The sequence below is a fragment of the Nocardia sp. NPDC004604 genome, assembly GCF_040609795.1.
Classification (GTDB): domain Bacteria; phylum Actinomycetota; class Actinomycetes; order Mycobacteriales; family Mycobacteriaceae; genus Nocardia.
Genome location: NZ_JBEXLC010000337.1, coordinates 1 through 1,323, shown reverse-complemented (window position 1 = coordinate 1,323; position 1,323 = coordinate 1). Strand labels below are relative to the sequence as shown.

Below are 1,323 nucleotides of genomic sequence, written 5' to 3'. Positions count from 1 at the left end.
GGCGGATTCACGTGGTCGATGCAACAGTGGTTGATTGGGTGAGTATGTCATCGAGGATGTGGGCGGGGGTGCGGAAGCCGTGGCGTTTGCGGGGGCGGGTGTTGAGTTGGGCGGCGACGTAGTCGAGGTAGTCGGCGGGGAACACTGATAGGTCGGTGCCTTTCGGGAAGTATTGGCGCAGAAGACCGTTGGTGTTTTCGTTGCTGCCGCGCTGCCAGGGTGAGTGGGGGTCGCAGAAGTAGATTTCCAGGCCGGTGGCCATGGCGATGCGGGCGTGTTGGGCCATCTCGCTGCCTTGGTCCCAGGTCAGGGTGCGGCGCAGGAACGCCGGGAGCGTGTTCATCTTGGTGACGGCGGCGTCGGCGACGGATTCGGCGGTGTGGTCGTGGGGCAGGTGTAGCAGCATGAGGAATCCGGAGCGGCGTTCGACCAGGGTGCCGATCGCCGAGGCGCTGTCTTTGCCGATGATCAGATCGCCTTCCCAGTGGCCCGGGACGGCGCGGTCTTCGACTTCGGCGGGACGCTCACTGATGTTGACCATGCCCGGGATCCGGGAGCCTCGCTGCCCGAGGCCGCGCCGTGGTTTGCGTATCGCCCGTCCGGTGCGCAGGCTGGTGGCCAGTTCGCGGCGCAGCCCGCCGCGGCCTTGTAGATACAACGCCTTGTAGATGGTTTCGTGGGACACCTGCATCTCCGGTGTGTTCGGGTATTGCTGGCGCAGCCAGCCACTGATCTGTTCGGGACTGAGCCGGGCCGCCAGCTTGTCGCCCACCACCGACCGTAACTCGTCATTGCCGGCGAGTCGGCCAGGTTTGGGGCGGCGTGTGCGCTGCTCGTAACGGGCCTGGGCCGTGCTCGCTCGATAGGCCACCACCGCGGTCGTGCCGCTGGCGCGGGCACCGAAGCGATGCTTGCGCCGATACCGCGGCTTGGGTTGCACACCGCGCCCGACCGGCCCGTTGTTGCTGATCTCGCGCATGATCGTCGAGGGCCACCGCCCCAACCTGCGGGCGATCGAGTTGATCGACTCGTTCGCCGCGACCCCGGCGGCGATTTCCTCACGCTCGGCCAACGTCAACCGAGGCTTCGGCCCCGCCTTCGCCTGCCTGAATTGCGGTTTCACCCCGCCAGTCTCAGCGAACCACCGCAGCCCGGTCGCCTCCGACACACCAGCCCGCACACCCGCCTCACCCACCCCGACCCCGCCAATGACCAAATCCCAGAACAGCTTCCGCACCACCCGCACCGACCGCACCGGACCCTGCTGAACCATGCAACACCTCGACTCCCGTCAGTTGTTGCATCGACCGCGTGAACCCAAGG

1 protein-coding gene is annotated in these 1,323 nt (G+C 66.7%); it reads right to left on the bottom strand.

The window, feature by feature from the left end; translation table 11 throughout:
* Positions 1-7: 7 nt before the first annotated feature.
* A complete protein-coding gene (locus ABZW16_RS43960; protein ID WP_354962102.1) occupies positions 8-1,273 on the bottom strand; it encodes an IS30 family transposase in 1,266 nt (421 codons plus the stop codon).
* Positions 1,274-1,323: the final 50 nt, after the last annotated feature.

Bases quoted from the DNA above. Each gene is read 5' to 3' on its own strand.
- ABZW16_RS43960 (WP_354962102.1), bottom strand. From the start codon at position 1,273: ATGGTTCAGCAGGGTCCGGTGCGGTCGGTGCGGGTGGTGCGGAAGCTG.